Raw genomic sequence first — 17,172 nt, 5'->3', positions numbered from 1 at the left:
GGAGGAGGAAAGAAAATGAGAGAATTAACGTATTTAGAAGCAGTTCGTGAAGCGATGAGCCAAGAAATGCGCCAAAATGAAGACGTCTTTATTCTTGGTGAGGACATTGGGGTATATGGAGGTGCTTTCGGAGTTACCCGAGGAATGATTGAAGAATTTGGTCCGGAGCGTATACGCAACACGCCGATTAGTGAATCTGGTATCGCCGGAGCAGCAATTGGTTCGGCACTGACGGGCATGCGGCCAATTTTGGAGCTGCAATTTTCTGATTTTATTACCATAGCCATGGATCAAATGGCGAATCAGGCTGCGAAGATCCGTTATATGTATGGCGGAAAAGGAAAAGTTCCTATGGTTTTACGTACGCCTAGCGGATCAGGTACGGGAGCAGCTGCACAGCATTCGCAAAGTTTAGAGGCCTGGGTGGCTCATGTTCCTGGTTTAAAAGTCGTTCAGCCTTCTACAGCGTATGATGTAAAAGGTTTACTAAAAGCTGCGATAGATGATGATAATCCAGTGATTTTTTATGAGCATAAATTACTTTATAAAACAAAAGGGGACGTACCGGAAGAGCAATACAGCATCCCGCTAGGAAAGGCAGATATTAAACGGGAAGGAACAGATGTAACAATTGTTGCTACAGCCATTATGGTACACCGCGCTTTAGAAGCAGCAGAGGAACTGGAGAAGGAAGGCATCAGTGTAGAAGTAGTTGATCCACGTACATTAGTACCGCTGGATACAGAAACAATTATTCAATCTGTTTCGAAAACATCTCGTTTGGTTGTAGTCCATGAAGCAGTAAAAAGAGGCGGTTACGGTGCAGAGATTGCAAGTATGATTGCTGAAAGTGAAGCATTTGATTATTTAGATGCGCCAATTAAACGGCTGGGCGGTGCTTCTTCACCGATTCCATATAACCCTGAATTGGAGAAAATGCATGTGCCTCAGGTTTCAGATATTATCCAAGCGGCGAAAGAAACATTAAATAAAGCATAGAAAGGAGGGCTTCAGGTGGCGAAAGAAATATTTATGCCTAAGCTAAGCAGCACGATGGAAAAGGGTACCCTGCTTCAATGGTTTAAGGAAGAGGGAGATTCTGTGGAAATGGGAGAACCTCTATTCGAAATCATGACGGATAAAATCAATATTGAAGTAGAGTCGTATGAAGAAGGCGTATTATTAAAGCGATATTTTGACGTGGATGATGAGGTTGAAGTCAATGCATGCATTGGTTTTATAGGAGAGTCAGGAGAAGAAGTTCCTGATACTCCGCCGGCACCTTCCGAAGAATCCGGATCAGACGAAAGTGTCCAGGAAGAAGTATCTGAAGAGGCACAGGAGCAAACCGATAATGCCGACTCTGGCCAAGAAAACAATAAGGGCGGAAAAGTCAGAGCGACTCCTGCTGCCAGACGGGTTTCCCGGGAGAATGATATATCCTTATCTGCTATTTCCGGCTCTGGTCCGAATGGAAGAGTACATCAACAGGATGTTGAAGAAGCAATTGCAGAAGGTGCGATAGCTGTGACGCCGCTGGCAGAGAAAATGGCAGCTGATCATGGAATTGATTTAAATCAGCTTACAGGTACAGGAGCGCGCGGAAAGATTGAAAAACAGGATGTGCTTTCTTATCTGGAAGCAGCAGATGAAATTGCAGAAGAAACGGAATCTGCTCCAGCAGAACGTATAAAGCTTAAAGGGCTTCGTAAAGCAGTTGCTGATAAAATGGTCCAAAGCGTTCAATCCATCCCTCATGTAACATTGACAAGTGATGTGGATATGACGAATGTGATTGACCTACGTAAATCATTGCTCCCTGTGATTGAAAAAGACACGGGATACCGATTATCCTTTACTGAAGTGATTCTAAAAGCAACTGCCAATGCACTTTTACAGCATCCAAAGTTAAACGCCTCTTTAATTGGCGATGAGATTGTGATGAATAAAGAAGTTAATATCGGACTGGCAGTCGCTGTAGAAAATGGGTTGATTGTGCCTTCTATTAAACATGTAAATCAAAAAGGTCTGGCTGCGTTAACTCAGACTAGTAAAGAACTGGGCAGGAAGGCAAGAGAAAATAAACTAAAACCGGATGAAATGCGTGGAAGTACCTTTACTATCAGTAACTTGGGAATGTATGCAATTGATGCCTTTACTCCGATTATTAATGGACCGGAAACAGCGATTTTAGGTGTCGGCAGAATTGTTGAAAAGCCAGTTGTTCTAGATGGAGAACTGACAGCTCGTCCAATAATGGTGCTTAGTCTGTCCTTTGATCACCGTGCAATTGATGGTGCACCAGCAGCAGCATTTTTGACGGACTTGAAGGCGAATCTTGAAAATCCATATAGTTTATTAGTTTAAGGGGCGGAGTAAATGACAAAATTTGATGTAGCGATAGTTGGCGGCGGTCCCGGAGGATATGTATCGGCAATCCGTGCTGCAAAGCTGGGCTTGTCTGTTGCGCTGATAGAAGGAAGGGACCTAGGTGGAACTTGTTTGAATCGCGGCTGTATCCCTTCTAAAACATTATTAAAAAATGCAGAAGTGATCAATCAAATAAAAGATGCGAAGAAGTTTGGAATCCAGATCGAATCGTATTCATTGGAATTAAAAACAATGATCAATAGAAAAAATCAGGTTATTCAGCAGCTTCAAAATGGGATTAACAGTCTATTAAAAGCGAATAAAATAAAGTTATATCATGGTTATGGAAAAGTGGATGATCAAAAAATAATTACGGTTGATACCGGGGAGAAAATAGAAAAGCTGGAAGCAAAATCTATTATTCTGGCAAACGGGTCCAAGCCTTTTGTCCCTAACCTCCCAGGACTTCATGAAATACCTTATTATACAAGTGATACGATTTTCGATATAGAAGAAGTACCAGGGCATTTAGTAATTATCGGCGGTGGTGTCATTGGATTGGAAATCGCCTGTATTTTTCAAAGCTTAGGAACGAAAGTAGAAATTGTGGAAATGGCAGACCGTATCATCCCCGCAGAAGACAAGGAAGCAGCTGACTTCCTTGCAAATGAGCTGAAACGAAAAGGAATCGGCATGCATACCAGTGCAAAGGTGCTGGAATTTCAAAAGGATAAGAAAACGGTTGTCAAATTAGAAAAGAACGGAAAAGAAACGAGTCTGGAAACAGATAGTGTCCTTGTTTCTGTAGGACGCGAACCTAATTTAACCGGATTGGATGACCTTTCTATTAACTATCAAGGCAAATTTGTCAACGTGGATAAATCAATGCAGACCAATGTAAAAGGGATTTACGCCATCGGGGACTTAATCGGCGGATACCAGCTTGCACATGCGGCGAGTGAAGAAGGGATTCGTGCAGTTGGTCATATCTTAGGTGAAACACATCAAAAAGATTTCATTATGCCGCGTTGTATTTATACATTTCCTGAGATTGCAAGTGTTGGGAGGACAGAAGAGCAGGCGAAAGCAGAGGGATATCATGTGAAAGCTCAAAAAGTAGATTTGGCCGCTAATGGAAAAGGAATTGCTTCTGCTGAAAACAGCGGATTTATGAAAATTATCTCCGAAGAAAAGTATGGTGAAATACTCGGTGTGGTAATGGCTGGTGCTCATGTGACGGAAATGATCAGTCAGGCAACGTCTTTCATGTACTTAGAAGGGACAGTTGAGGAACTGGAGGATATGATTTTTCCGCATCCAACCTTAGCGGAGGGAATGTTTGAAGCCGCTGCAAAATGGCTGGATAAAGGGATTCATTACTAAAAAGAAAAGTTAGAAAAAACTTGTAAAATAAATAAACGCATGAAATTGATTTGAAAACTCTGATTTCATGCGTTTTTAATTTATTATTCCAAAAGTTTGTGTTTTGCACATTAAAAAATGCACATCACAACTAAAATTGTAATGTGCATTTACATATTGAATAATAATTACTTCATAATCGTAATAAACACTTAAAACTGTATATTAATTTTATTCATTATCATTATAATTGATTTTAAATTTTAAACTTGGATGATCAAAGAGTAGTATTTCATTATGCTGTTTAGTTATATACTCCGGCGATGCAGAAAAGTTATCTTTATCCCATTCAACTAAAAGTCCAAAAATACCATAGCATTGGTAAATGGAGAATAATTTTTTTTCAATTTTAGGATGCTCCATATAATATAATAAATCATTCATATGGATATTACTTATTGTCTCTACAAAAATTTGTTGAAAAGCATATAAGTCAGTAGAATTTAAGACAAGATGATAGAATTTACGGTACTTATATATATGATCAAATAAAGAAGTCTCATTACGCTTTGTTATTTCAGCCTGTTTATAATAGATTAACCCTTGATATGGTAGTTTATAAGCTTCTTTTAAATCCTGAATAATCATGTCCTGAACTTCTTTTATTAAATCTTCTTTATAAGTATAATACTTATAAAATGTACCGCGGTTTACGTCAGCATTTTTAACAATATCTGTTATTGAAATTTGTTTAAATTCTTTTTTGTCTAAAAGATCTATGAGTGCATCTCTTAAAGCTTTTTTGCTTTTACGAATTCTTCTATCCATTGTCATCACCTGAATTAATTATGCAAAATTTAATGACATTATTCAATTAAAATCTATGATTTAGGTAAAGGTGCATAAGAAGAGATAAAACCTTTTTCAGTGAGTTCTTTCCAGAATGCTTCGGGTATACTTTCCTGCGTTGCTAAAATATCTTCTTTAATTCTATCTGGTTTTGTAGAACCCGGAATAATAGCTTTGGTTGCGGGATGTGCTTTTGAAAATTGAAGCGCTGCAGCCTTTAGAGTTACATGATGATTTACAGCAATAGCTTCTAATTGTTTAATATATTCGCGTTTTTCATCCGTTATCTTTTCATAATTGTAATAATCCCCATTCAATAGGGCACCTGAGCTGTATGCACCGCCTATAATAAACTGTATATTATGCTGCATGGCTTGATCCATCATATGGTGAAGTGCATTTTCATGTTGAAGTAACGTATACTGTGTTGCGGACAGACATATATCCGGTTTATACTCTTCTAATTTCATAAGGAGCTCAATAGGTTCAGTGCGGTTAACACCGATTCCCCAATGCTTAATAACACCTTCATCTTTTAAACGCGATAATACTTTAAATGCTCCTTTACGTGCTTCATCAAAATGTGTAATCCAGTTATCGCCATAGTAGTCAGGTGAAATATCGTGCACAAACACGATATCTAAATGATCGGTATTTAATCTTTTCAGACTTTGTTCTAATGATAATAAAGTGCCGCTTTCACTGTAATCTGTGATGACTTTATTCTTTCGGGCATGGGAGAATAATCCTTCTTTTACTTCCGTTTCATTAGATATATATCTACCTACTTTACTGCTTAACACAAAATCATTTCGGTCATATTGTGACAAGAATTTTCCTAAACGTAATTCTGATAACCCTGCTCCGTATTGAGGAGCAGTGTCGAAGTATCGAATGCCGTTATCCCAGACTGATTGTAATGTTGCTTCAGATTCTTTGTCTGAAATATCTTTAAACATATTCCCTAAAGGTGCTGACCCAAATCCAATATCGTTTTTTAATCCTGTATTTAAGTCCATAATAACCCTCCATTTTTAAAACCTATTAACTTTATCCTAACTACTGAAAAACCTCCTTACAATATGTAAAACAAGCAGGGATTGTTTATTAATCAACAATATATACATAATTTGAACAGTAAAAAACAGATAATACATGATTTGTTCCTTATTTCGAAAAGTATATAAATTCATTTTTAAATATGTTAAGCTCTGTTCTGTAAAAAATAAGGAGGCAAGGAAATAATGAAAGCAGCGGTTTGGTACAATAAAAAAGATATACGTGTTGAGGAAAGAGAGTTAAAAAAATTAGATTCAAAAGATGTGAAAATAAAAGTAGCATGGACAGGTATTTGCGGCAGTGATTTACATGAATATGCACATGGCCCTATTCAAATACCAACAAATAAACCTGACCCGCTAACACAAAATACGGCACCTTTAACAATGGGACATGAGTTTGCAGGTGTTGTTGAAGCAGTAGGAAGTGATGTCACGAATGTAGAAGCAGGGGAAAGAGTTACAGTTAATCCAAGCGTAACTTATCGCAGAAAACCAGACTACGTTGATGTATATGATGGATATGCTGCAATTGGCCTTCATACAGATGGCGGTTTTGCTGATTTTGTAGTTGTCAAAGAGCATAACGTATTTCATTTACCAGAAAACCTGTCATTAGAAGAAGGAGCCTTAGTGGAACCTATGGCTGTGGGGCTACAGTCTGTAAAAGAAGCGAGTTTAACAATAGGAGAAACAGCAGTTATAATCGGCGCTGGTCCTATTGGGTTATTGATTTTAATTGCTGCTAAAGCAGCAGGTGCGTCTAATATCATTGTCGCTGATTTGTCCGAGGAAAGGTTGAAAATAGCATCTGAAATCGGAGCAACCCATATTATTAATTCAGGAGAAATAGAACCTGTAGAGAAGGTCAGAGAACTGATTCCTGGTGGTGCAGATGCTGTGTTTGAAGTGGCTGGTGCAGAACCTGCTTTTAATCAAGCTCTACAAATGGCCAAGTTAAGAGGTCGCGTAACGATAGTATCCATTATAGGTAAACCTATTGCATTCACGCCAATGGATATTACTAAAACAGGGGTAACAATCAATTCAGTATTTGCTTATGAATTTAAGACATTTAAGGAAACCATTGATTTAATGAGCAGCGGACGGTTAAAACCACAAGCTGTTGTGACAGATAAAATAGAATTAAGTAACATTGTTGAACAAGGCTTTGAAGCACTATCTAACGATAAATCACAAGCCAAGATATTAGTGAAATTAAGTGGGGAGCAATAGAACTTTTACTGTTGTGGAAGTATAGATATTCATAGCGTATAATTTAAACAAAGGTCAACACCGAAAGAATTGGCGTCGACCTTTGTTTTCTAAAATACAATTACATTTTTCAAGTATTTTTTCTTAATATATGATAGCAATATTTTTCAAGATGATTCCCCCAGGTAGAAAATTTCAACAGGTTAATTATTTAACGCATTAACATTTTATTACAATAAAGCGATAAAATCTTTAATAATTTAATAGAATGTAAATTGATATTTCAAATAAGATTTTCAGCAGTCTTTCACTGGGGCGGAATTTACTTAAATGACTGCTAATTCAATTTTGAACTACTTGTATCGAGTCTTTTCATATTTTACATTACATATCCCTTTTGATATAATCATCAATCATCAAGTATACATAAAGGAGAGATCAGATTGGATTGGATAGAAAGTATCAATTGGGAACAATTTCTATTAGATGCAGGAATGGTTATTTTAAAATTACTTGCAGTGCTAATAGCATTTTGGATTGCTCGTGCAGTTGGACGAAGGCTTATTAAAAACGCTTTTTCCAAAGCCCAAGTAAGAAGAAAAATGTCAGCCGGGAGAACAAAAACATTACAATCGTTGGCAGTTAGCGCCTATTCGTATATTTTATTTTTTATTACTTTAGTGATTGTTCTAGGTATTTTTGATATTAATGCAGCTGGACTAATTGCTGGAGCAGGTGTAGTTGGACTTGCTATTGGTTTTGGTGCCCAAGGATTAGTCAGTGATATTGTTACTGGTTTTTTCTTACTTTTAGAGAAGCAAGTCGATGTTGGTGACTACGTAACGGTTGCAGGATATGATGGGATCGTAGAAGAGGTTGGCCTGCGTACCATGCAGCTCCGCAGTTTTGATGGTACGTTAAACTATGTACCCAATAGAGAAGTCGGCTCTTTAAGTAACCATACCCGTGGTAATATGCAAGCTCTAGTAGATATTGCGATTCCGTATACGGATAATATTGATGATGCAGTCAGTATTATTCAAACCGTGTGTGATGATATCAAGGAACAAAATCCTAAAATTGTAGAAGGACCAGATGTACTTGGGGTACAGACATTTGGTACAGCAGAAATCACTTTACGTATTATTGCCAAAACAGAGGCAATGGAACAATGGGCAGTAGAACGTGATTTACGAAAAGCGATTAAAGAAGCATTAGATGAGAAACAAGAAAATCCTGACAAAACATATGCTGAGAAGTCGCAGGAGTAATAACAGATAAGTGTAAATGAAATGGTAGTTCGCCATGATGAATAGGAAGATCTTTGTAAAAGGGTTATCGATATAATTTCGATGCCCTTTTTATAGTGGTAAAATACAGCGTAGAATACGATAAGTAAAACCGTTGAAAAGGGAATAAACCTGTAGTTAGTTAATGATATGTTTTATCCTGGTACGGATTATCATTAATAAGGAAAAAATATTTAATTTATAAAGGACTTTTGGTTTAATTTTATTTTTATATTGCACGATTTTCAATTTAATTATCCATCTGTGCATGCATATCCTGTATAATAGCAGTAGGATAAATAAGCAAAAGTTTCAAAAAACGAATGAATAAATATAACATACAATGCATATGTACACAGTGTCTTTTTTTCTTTATGGAGGAGATTAAGAATTTAGAAAGTATTTAGGTTTTTGTTAGATAAATATTCTTTTAGTGTATTAGTCACATATGAGATAATGGTCATTCGCAAAATAAGCTTTAGGAGTGATTGGATTGAGAAGTATTTTCCGGAAAGATATAAGAGAAGAAAGTTTACAGGAGAGCAGCAAAGAAGTAAAAGTAGTTTTAGAGAAAATGGAACAAACAGATTTAGCTTTACAGTTGCAAATGTCAAAAATAACAAAACACGATTTGGCTGTTGCGAAGCTATTGCAGCCTATTATTAAAGATAATATACGCATTATCATTGATGCTTTTTATGATAATCTGGCACTCTCTCCGGAATTAATGGGAATCATCGAAGACAACAGCTCCGTTAATCGTTTAAAACAAACATTGACAACGCATGTTATTGAAATGTTTTCTGGAGAGGTTAATCAAGCTTTTATTGATAAGCGCCGGAGAATTGCTAAAGTGCATGTACATATTGGATTGCAGCCTAAATGGTATATTGCTTCCTTTCAAGAGCTGTTCTTTCAAATATCTAAATTGTTATCAGATACATATCAGGATAAAGAAAACTTTTTGAATGCGGTACAGGTGACAAATAAATTATTAAATTTTGAACAACAAATAGTTTTAGAGGCTTATGAAGCGGATATTGAAGAAAAACGAGCAATGATGGATGAGGAGAATCAACAGCTTATCACTTCTATGAAAGAAACGGCGGAGAATTTAAGCTGCTTGTCCTCGGAAACGAACCAATCTGTAATTAAGATGGTAGACCAGGCAAACCGGATTAACCAAATTTCCAAACAAGGAGAAGAAATTGCTGTTTCTACAAGTGAATCTGCACAGCAGGGGATGGAGCAAACTAAAACAACCAGTACGGGAATGTCTCATTTAGATAAACAGATGACACTTGTCGTGGAAAGGTTAGAGCAGTTAACAAACAGCGCAGAAAAAATTAAATCCGTCATTTCGATTGTAGAATCAATTGCGGGGCAGACTAATTTATTAGCTTTAAATGCGTCTATTGAAGCGGCAAGGGTTGGAGAACAAGGGAAAGGATTTGCAGTGGTAGCCGATGAAGTGCGTAAACTTGCGGAGCAGTCTCAGGGAGCAGTTGCAGAAGTTAGTGACTTAATTTTGGAGACGAATGAACAGGTTGCGAATAGTCATGAAGCAATCAGAGAGACACAGGAGGAAGTAACAACTGTCCGGGAACAAACAGCGAAAACAGCAGAAATTTTAAGCAAGGTTTCTGAGTCAATGGCACTTATTTCACAAAATAGCAGCCAGATTCAACAATCTTTAGAAGCAAACCAGCAAAGTATCAGCGAAGTGGAAGCTTCGATGGGTAAGATTGAAAGTTATTCACATAAGTTTAATGAAATGTGATAAAAGAGTACCTATTCATATAATCATTCAGAGCTCAAATAATCAGTATATTGATAGAACATTAATGGAATGAGGCATATATAATGAGACAATCTTATTTTTATTTGAAGTTAGAAACACACGAACTGCCAATGGCTTATAAAAATGAAAAACGTCGTGTGCGAGTATTATTACCAAAGGATTATGGAAAAGAGAAGAATCGCTATTACCCCGTTGTTTATATGCATGATGGGCAAAATGTATTTTATAGTAGTGAAGCTTTTAGCGGTTATTCATGGAAGGTTATTCCGGCAATAAAGCGGAATCCGGATTTGCCAAAGATGATTGTTGTTGGCATAGATAATGGGGAGCAAGATCGTATTAATGAATATACGCCTTGGAAAATAACAGAAAGTCCGCTTCCGGAAGACATTGAGCTAGGAGGAAGAGGTGCTGAATTTGCTGAGTTTATTATGACAGTGGTAAAGCCTTTTATCGATGAACATTACCGAACCAAATCGGATAAATACCATACGGCAATGATCGGCAGCTCGCTTGGCGGAAATATTTCTGCTTTTATGGGGATCGAATATAAAGATCAAATTGGGGCTTTGGGTATTTTCTCACTGGCGAATTGGATTACCAACAAATCGTTTGACCATTATATGGAGAGAGAAACATTAGACCCGGAACAGCGTGTATATATCCAAGTCGGGACAGAGGAAGGCGATGATACGGATCGGCAGTTAATGTATGGAAATATGAAGCAGGCGTATATTGACTGTTCGTTGAAGTATTATAAGCAGCTGATAAAAAAAGGGATTCCCGTTGATCATATTAATTTAAATATTTTCTCAGATGAGGAGCATAACGAAGAGGCCTGGTCAAAGCATCTACCTGAATGTTTTCGATTTTTAGGCGCTAATTGGTCTTAAAGAGATGAAGAGGAGTTCCGCTGATTACTGTTTTAAGCGATTGAGAAACAGAATTCATTTGTCTTACCAGATACATTTGGGCTAGCCATAGCGATAAGAAATGGACGGCGGATACTACTTTTATCGAGTGATACTATTTTAAATAAACAATCGATTGTTGTATAGTGAAATTCACTTTATCCGACATATTCTAATCATATTTGACAATTTTCAAAAAATTAGATTGATTTTAAATTAAAAAGATGGTATTTTAACAGTTAAACTACTGATTTTTACCTATGTCAGGAAAGGAGTTATTATATGAATTATATTCTAATTTCCCCATATTATCCCAAAAATTTTCAGACTTTTGCGCATCGTTTGAAAGATGCAGGAGTTTCTGTTTTCGGAATTGGCGAAGAGCCTTATGATCAACTGGGCTCGGAATTACAAAAATCCCTGAGCGAATATTACCGTGTTCATAGTTTAGAGAATGTCGATGAAGTAAAACGGGCTGTAGCATTTTTATTTTTTAAGCATGGTCCGATTGATCGGATTGAGTCCAATAATGAACACTGGTTAGAGCTGGACGCGCAGCTTCGAGAACAATTCAATGTGTACGGAAATAAACCAGCTGATTTGAAAAAAGTGAAGTTTAAGTCAGAAATGAAAAAATTGTTTAAAAAAGCTGGTGTCCCTGTAGTAGAGGGAAGGGTTGTAAAAAATAAAAAAGACTTGGCGAAAGCTGTTGAAACATTAGGGTTGCCGGTTATTGCCAAGCCAGATAGCGGCGTTGGATCAGCTGCGACCTTTAAATTGAGTTCAGCAGAAGATGTACGTTATTTTGAAGGGAAATGGCAGGAAACAACAGCCTATTTCCTGGAGCCTTATGTTGAAGGAGGAAAACTTTGTACGTTTGATGGATTAACAGATCAGAATGGGGAAATTGTTTTCCAGACAAGCTTTACATATAATGTGCCGACGTTAGAGCTTGTTCAAGGGCAGCTGGATTTATTTTATGTTATCCAGAAGGAAATCGATCCGAAGCTGGAAGAGTATGGAAAAGCAATTGTGAAAACCTTTGGTATGGAGGAACGTTTTTTTCATATTGAATTTTTTCAATTAGAAAATGGAGATTATGTGGCTTTGGAATATAATAATCGTCTGGCTGGCGGCTACACCATTGATATGTATAACTATGCTTACTCGATTGATTTATTTGCGCAGTATGCTTCTTTGGTAACAGGAGGCGAATGGAAGGAGCCGGATGTTCCGAATCAATATTGTATTGGAGTTACTCAGCGGGACGCCTATCAATACCAAAATGATACGAAAGCTATCCGTGATAAATTTGGTGACAGGGTAAAGTTTGCTGAGCGGATGCCAGAAGCATTTGCCCATCTGCAGGGAAATCAATTTTATGCAATTAATGCTGATACGGAAGAAGAGGTTAATGAAATTACTCGTTTTGTACATGAACGAAAAAATAGAGACAGGGGATTTGACGATGCATAAGGAGCAGTTAAGCCATTGGAGCGGAGAGTTAGGCAGGGAGATGCCTTTAAACAGATATGGGCACAGCGGGATGCCGATTATTGTATTTCCATCATCCGGCGGCTCACATTATGAATACTACGATTTTGGAATGATTGAAGCATGCCGGGAATTTATTGAAGCGGGAAAAGTGCAATTTTTCGCATTAGCCAGTGTGGATAGTGAAAGCTGGCTGCACGATTCTAAACCCCCTCATGACCGTGCATTAGCTCATGAGGCATATGACCGTTATGTGATTTCAGAAGCAATTCCATTTATTCAACATAAAACAAACTGGTTCCATTCAATGATGACAACAGGGTGCAGCATGGGAGCCTATCATGCGCTGAACTTTTTATTAAGGCACCCGGATGTTTTTCAAACGACGGTGGCGCTCAGTGGTATATATGATGTACGCTTCTTTTTTGGAGATTATGGAAATGACCCGCTAGTTTATGAAAATTCACCGAGTGATTTTATCTGGAATCAAAATGATGGCTGGTTTATTGATCATTACCGCTCTGCCAATATTATTGTTTGTACTGGATTAGGGGATTGGGAGCAGGACGGTCTGCCATCATTCTATACATTAAAAAAAGCGTTTGAAGAAAAACAAATTCCTGCCTGGTTTGATGAGTGGGGAGAAGATGTTTCCCATGATTGGATTTGGTGGCGCAAGCAAATGCCTCATTATCTGGAAAAATTATTTTCCTAAAATGCTAAAACACTAGTACAATAGAAGTACTGGTGTTTTTTGCTGAGGAAATTTCAATGGGAGGAGCGGTAATAAGCTTCTGCTGAAAATCAGAGAGATAAAGAGGTTAAGAGAGATGAAACGAAAAAAGAAGACCCAAAGTAATTTAAAAAGAGGAATTATGTTAAGTATCCTCCTGCTGGCAGTACTATCATTGGCTATTAAAATATATTTTGATACAAGCACATTTAAGGTTAATAGAGAGCAGTTTTCAAGTGTGAAACTGGAAGCTGGCACTGAACTGACCATACTGCAAATAACCGATGTACATAGCCGTTTGTTTGGGGAAAATAATGATCAGGTGCTTGAAAAGGTGAAAGAATTAGATGCTGACGTTATTGTATTGACAGGGGATTTAATTGACCGAAAAACAGAAAATTTGGAGATAGCACTCCAACTGGCAGAAGAATTAGTACGGGTAAACCCGGATACGTATTTTGTCACTGGTAATCATGAGCATGAAAATCCTAAGAAAGAAGCCTTTTTGGCTGGATTAGAGGATAGGGGAGTAATCATACTAAGCAATGAAAATACGCAATTTGAAAAAGATGGCCAGCAGTTTAATATGGCAGGGGTAAACGATGTATCCACAGACTATGAAGATATGACTGCTGCTTTTTCTGGATTAGATACAGATCAATATACGATTTTACTTTCTCATGCGCCTTCAGTTGTTCAGAAATATCCGGATATTCATGCAGATATTGTATTAAGCGGCCATACGCATGGCGGTCAGGTGCGTCTTCCATTTATAGGTGCGCTTGTTGCGCCGGATGAGGGATTATTTCCAGAATTGCAAAAGGGCGTGTATCCATTAGGGGATGAGCGTTATTTGTATATTGACAGCGGGTTAGGAACCTCTGCGCTGCCAATAAGATTTCTTAACCAGAGTCAGATCAGTTTGATTACAATTCAATCGGAACAATAGGATAAAGTAAGCAATGCCTGTTTTTTAAATATGGGATTGCTTATTTTTATTACTTAACTTTTACACGTTGAAAAGAAACTCCATTTCCATAGAAACAGGAGTTGATTGTTCCTTCGATCGATAATCTCTTGACAAAGAATAGAAGGTGAGAAGGTAAAGTGTAAGGCGACCGCTGCGGCGGACCGTTTTGCTTTCCGACGTACAACGGTTTTTGATGGGGCGAGTTAATCGCAAAAGCTCTTCGGTGGGGCGAGTAATCGCAGCCCCAACCCCAGGACGTTGCGACTTTAGTCTGCCTAGGGGCACGCTCTTCAGCTAACTTTTGCCAAGAAGATCACTTGGCAAAAGGGCATCTTCAGATGGTGCTGATCCCTCAGGAGTCAAAACGGTCCGCCTCCGCTAGTAGGGTGTTCTATTACGTGGAATGGCTGAATAAATAAAAGGTAGATCAGACAGAAGAGATTTTTTGTGGTGCATGGTAAAAATGTTCAACAATCATTCCTCTCTGTGCATGAAAGCTATCCCCTTTATTTCATATCTGTGCTGTCAGGATTGTATGTTTAGGGGAAAGCTGCTATTTCTTCAAACTTATCAAAATGTTATTTCTTTCAATCGCTATAGAATCCTAACTGAGCGGATTGGTTGCCCGGAGCGGAGCCATGCACAATTACCAATTCCAAAATAGCTGGATATGTAACTAAAAAGTAAGCATTGTACTGGAGAACATGTTCATCCTGAAATAGCAAGATATATATGCTTATTCTTAGGTGCGAAAGTTAAGTTTATTATTAGAACCTGTCATTTAATTTACGGAATACATAGTGATATAATGAAAAAATAGTATATACATAGAGTGAGAATAGTTTAAGGAGGATTTTCTTTTTCATGAGCAATCAACAAGGATTAAAGACAACAAAAACGGTAAATGAGAGAAGAAAAGATTTATTAGAAGCTTATCCGGTTTGGAATCGTGATACCATTGCCGCGCATTTTCAAAAAAGTGTAAAAGTATACGCTGATCAGGATTTTATGTATATTAACGGAGGAACTTATGCGTATCAAGCTGTATGGGATCATGCTGTAGAAATAGCAAAGGCACTTATACATAATGATGTGAAAAGACGCGATCATCTTGCTGTTTTGATGGATAATGATGCAGTATATCCGTCTCTCATGATAGCTTCATCTATGGTTGGAGCGGTATTTATCCCGCTGAATTCCATGCTTTCGAAAGCGGAATTAACATATGTATTACAGCAATCCGATACCAATCACTTATTTATCCATGAGACGGTGAAGGATAAAAAACATGCTCAAACGGTTGCAGAGTTATGGCAAACAAAAGAATTTCAAGACAATGCTTCGCTGGAAAAAGTAATCTGTATCGAGACAGAAGGAGATACGGAAATGCCGGACTCCTTTATCAAATGGGAGGAATACTTACAAACAGGTACGGAGGTTTCCAAGGAAGAATGGAAAAAGCGTTTCGATGCTTCTTTGTATCCGGATGAAATAGCGATTATTATGTATACTTCCGGCTCAACGGGGAGTCCTAAAGGAGTTATGCTCACGCATGATATGCTGCTTCGTTGTGCATATAGCACTTGTTATAGCCGTGCTATTGAAACAGGGAGAGTCACGTATGCTCCATTACCATTTTACCACTGCTTTGCCATTGTAGAAGCAATACTGGCCATGTCTTTTGTGGGCGGTTCTTTTGTTTCTGCGCTCGGAGCCTCCCCGTTAAAATCATTAGAGTTAATGGAAAAGTATCGGGTGAATGATTACCTGTGTGTACCTTCGACTCTGGTACCATTATTAAATCATCCGCGTGTATCTGAATTTGATTTATCTTCTTTATTTGCCATGTGGTGCGGGGCTGCGCCTGCTCCGATTCCGGTATGGAAAAAAGCAAGGGATATACTTGGCTTGACGGAGATTATCACAGGGTATGGGCAGACAGAGGTTAGTTCCTCAGGGGTAACCACAGAAATTGGTGATGATGTAGAAGTTATTTCAACGAGGGTAGGGCGTCCTAAATTAGCTGGTACGAGTGGACTTGCTGAATTTCAAGGTTATGCAACAGAATACCAGACGGTTGATCCAGAAAATGGGCAAAGTTTAGAAGCGGGTACAATTGGAGAATTAGCTGTTCGCGGACCATCTGTGACAAATGGATACTATAATAAACCCGAAGAAACAGCAGCTGCAATAGATAAGGATGGATGGCTGCGAACTGGCGATGTTGGCAGAATAGATGAGAATGGCTATGTTCAGCTTTTAGGCCGCAGTAAAGAAATGTATAAGGTTTCTGGTGAACTGGTTGCTCCGAGAGAAGTGGAAACGGTTATTTCTGAACATCCTGTAGTAGCCCAAGTTGGTGTGATCGGTGTTCCAGATTCGATGACCACAGAAATTGGTGCAGCTTTTATTGAAGTGTATGATGGAGAAGCTGTTTCAAGAAAGGAAATCGTTCAGTGGTGCACAGATAAGCTGGCACGTTTTAAAATCCCAAGATATGTTTGGGTTATATCAGCTTCAGATTGGCCGCTAACAAGCACAGGAAAGATTCAAAAATTCCGTTTGCAAGAAATGGCAGAGGAAAAGTTAAACCGTTCATAAAGATGAAAATAAAATAATGGGAGGAAGAAAAATGACACAAGCGTGGCATCAGCATCAAATGCGCGTGCAATACAAAGACACAGATCAAATGGGAGTTGTTCATCACGGGAACTATATTACTTGGTTTGAAGTAGCCCGGACAGAGTGGATGAGGCATTTTGATATGTCTTATCATGCTATTGAAGAGCAGGGATTACTGTTACCGGTATTGGACGTCAATGCAGCATATAAAAGTTCAGCAAGGTTTGATGATTTAGTAGTATTATTTACGCGTATTGAGCAGTATTCGCCGATTCGATTAGTTTTTCAATATGAAGCGAGAAGAATAACGGAAGAAGATGGGACAACCAATGGGTTAGAAAGTGCTACTGTTGAGGAACCTTATGGCGAATTGCTGACTACTGGCGCAACGACACATATGTGGGTTAATCAAGCATGGAAACCTGTAAAACTTCGTAAAACACACCCGGAGCTTTATGAGAAAATACAGCGGATTGCTGACTAGAAAAAAGGAGGGAT

General features: G+C 38.2%; 14 protein-coding genes. 12 read left to right on the top strand and 2 right to left on the bottom strand.

From position 1 onward, the window contains the following. Positions 1-15 precede the first annotated feature (15 nt). Genes BN986_RS16890 through lpdA form a run of 3 tightly spaced genes read left to right on the top strand, consistent with a single transcriptional unit; the run spans position 16 to position 3,753 of the window. A complete protein-coding gene (locus tag BN986_RS16890) occupies positions 16-999 on the top strand; it encodes an alpha-ketoacid dehydrogenase subunit beta (protein ID WP_040982354.1) in 984 nt (327 codons plus the stop codon). A 15-nt stretch (positions 1,000-1,014) separates the two neighbouring features. After that, positions 1,015-2,367 carry a dihydrolipoamide acetyltransferase family protein gene (locus BN986_RS16885; RefSeq protein WP_040982352.1) on the top strand — a complete coding sequence of 451 codons (1,353 nt, stop codon included), beginning with the start codon at positions 1,015-1,017 and terminating at the stop codon, positions 2,365-2,367. Between the two features lie 12 nt (positions 2,368-2,379). Beyond that, positions 2,380-3,753, top strand: coding sequence for a dihydrolipoyl dehydrogenase (lpdA, locus tag BN986_RS16880; RefSeq protein WP_040982350.1), 1,374 nt, complete (start codon positions 2,380-2,382; stop codon positions 3,751-3,753). A 210-nt stretch (positions 3,754-3,963) separates the two neighbouring features. Here the strand turns inward: lpdA and BN986_RS16875 are convergent, their stop codons facing one another. Then, positions 3,964-4,560, bottom strand: coding sequence for a TetR/AcrR family transcriptional regulator (locus tag BN986_RS16875; RefSeq protein WP_040982348.1), 597 nt, complete (start codon positions 4,558-4,560; stop codon positions 3,964-3,966). Positions 4,561-4,613: 53 nt separating this feature from the next. Continuing rightward, the gene (locus tag BN986_RS16870; protein WP_040982346.1) at positions 4,614-5,600 is read right to left on the bottom strand and encodes an aldo/keto reductase; all 987 of its coding nucleotides are present in this window, start codon (positions 5,598-5,600) and stop codon (positions 4,614-4,616) included. A 225-nt stretch (positions 5,601-5,825) separates the two neighbouring features. Between BN986_RS16870 and BN986_RS16865 the strand changes: the two genes are divergently transcribed. The 9 genes from BN986_RS16865 to BN986_RS16825 all read left to right on the top strand — a co-directional run bounded on the left by BN986_RS16865 (position 5,826) and on the right by BN986_RS16825 (position 17,158). Further along, positions 5,826-6,875: a 2,3-butanediol dehydrogenase gene (locus tag BN986_RS16865; protein WP_040982344.1), complete on the top strand. Its 1,050-nt coding sequence runs from the start codon at positions 5,826-5,828 to the stop codon at positions 6,873-6,875. Positions 6,876-7,348: 473 nt separating this feature from the next. Continuing rightward, on the top strand, positions 7,349-8,125 hold the full coding sequence (locus BN986_RS16860) for a mechanosensitive ion channel family protein (RefSeq protein ID WP_052400920.1): 777 nt from the start codon (positions 7,349-7,351) through the stop codon (positions 8,123-8,125). 511 nt (positions 8,126-8,636) lie between these two features. Beyond that, complete coding sequence (locus BN986_RS16855) at positions 8,637-9,923, top strand: globin-coupled sensor protein (RefSeq protein WP_052400849.1); 1,287 nt, start codon at positions 8,637-8,639, stop codon at positions 9,921-9,923. 83 nt (positions 9,924-10,006) lie between these two features. Then, the gene (locus BN986_RS16850; protein WP_040982340.1) at positions 10,007-10,837 is read left to right on the top strand and encodes an alpha/beta hydrolase; all 831 of its coding nucleotides are present in this window, start codon (positions 10,007-10,009) and stop codon (positions 10,835-10,837) included. Positions 10,838-11,137: 300 nt separating this feature from the next. Beyond that, positions 11,138-12,331 carry an ATP-grasp domain-containing protein gene (locus BN986_RS16845; RefSeq protein WP_040982338.1) on the top strand — a complete coding sequence of 398 codons (1,194 nt, stop codon included), beginning with the start codon at positions 11,138-11,140 and terminating at the stop codon, positions 12,329-12,331. Beyond that, positions 12,291-13,064, top strand: coding sequence for an esterase family protein (locus BN986_RS16840; protein ID WP_244445029.1), 774 nt, complete (start codon positions 12,291-12,293; stop codon positions 13,062-13,064). The genes BN986_RS16845 and BN986_RS16840 overlap by 41 nt, the downstream gene beginning before the upstream one ends. A 115-nt stretch (positions 13,065-13,179) precedes the next feature. Then, on the top strand, positions 13,180-14,031 hold the full coding sequence (locus tag BN986_RS16835; RefSeq protein ID WP_040982334.1) for a metallophosphoesterase: 852 nt from the start codon (positions 13,180-13,182) through the stop codon (positions 14,029-14,031). 885 nt (positions 14,032-14,916) lie between these two features. Next, the gene (locus tag BN986_RS16830) at positions 14,917-16,653 is read left to right on the top strand and encodes a class I adenylate-forming enzyme family protein (protein ID WP_040982332.1); all 1,737 of its coding nucleotides are present in this window, start codon (positions 14,917-14,919) and stop codon (positions 16,651-16,653) included. 31 nt (positions 16,654-16,684) lie between these two features. Next, positions 16,685-17,158: an acyl-CoA thioesterase gene (locus tag BN986_RS16825; protein WP_040982330.1), complete on the top strand. Its 474-nt coding sequence runs from the start codon at positions 16,685-16,687 to the stop codon at positions 17,156-17,158. Positions 17,159-17,172 lie beyond the last annotated feature (14 nt).

The sequence above is a fragment of the Oceanobacillus jeddahensis genome (assembly GCF_000750635.1).
Lineage (GTDB): Bacteria > Bacillota > Bacilli > Bacillales > Amphibacillaceae > Oceanobacillus > Oceanobacillus jeddahense.
This window is presented reverse-complemented; position numbering and strand designations above follow the sequence as displayed.